Here is a 439-nt window from a genome sequence, read left to right on the forward strand (position 1 = left end):
CAGCCGGCAGCCGGAATCGCTCGCCGAAGAATTACTGACTTTGGAAGCGGCCAAAGCTCGAACCGGCAACGCGCTGTCTCCGGAACTCCTAGCAGGACCGCCTGGCGCTGAGCGATGGTCGGCGCATTATGTCGATGCCGGCACACCCGAACTTCAGCCGATCAGAAATGTCACGCCGCCTGACGGATCGTCCACGCTGGTCGATTGGACACGACGCGAGCAGATTCCTGGCGGATACCGAATCTCCGGTGTTCGCGCCATCGACCGAGGCGACGAGCGCCGTTGGCTGGCGATGCAGTTCGAAGGAGATGGCATACGGCCTTATGTGCCGGTGATCATCAACGAGATCGTGCAACATGTAATTCTGCCCCTGATCCCGCTCTCGCTGCTGCTTCTCCTGTTTAATGTTTTTGCTGTGCGCAGAGTGCTCCATCCGTTG

1 protein-coding gene is annotated in these 439 nt (G+C 59.5%); it reads left to right on the plus strand.

Annotated elements, in window-relative coordinates; translation table 11 throughout:
- Positions 1 to 439, plus strand: a 439-nt coding sequence (locus tag AACY08_RS29870) for a hypothetical protein (RefSeq protein ID WP_339472692.1), incomplete at both ends; no start/stop codon positions are given.

Source organism: Pseudomonas sp. EL_65y_Pfl1_R83, assembly GCF_963970695.1.
GTDB classification, from domain to species: domain Bacteria; phylum Pseudomonadota; class Gammaproteobacteria; order Pseudomonadales; family Pseudomonadaceae; genus Aquipseudomonas; species Aquipseudomonas tritici.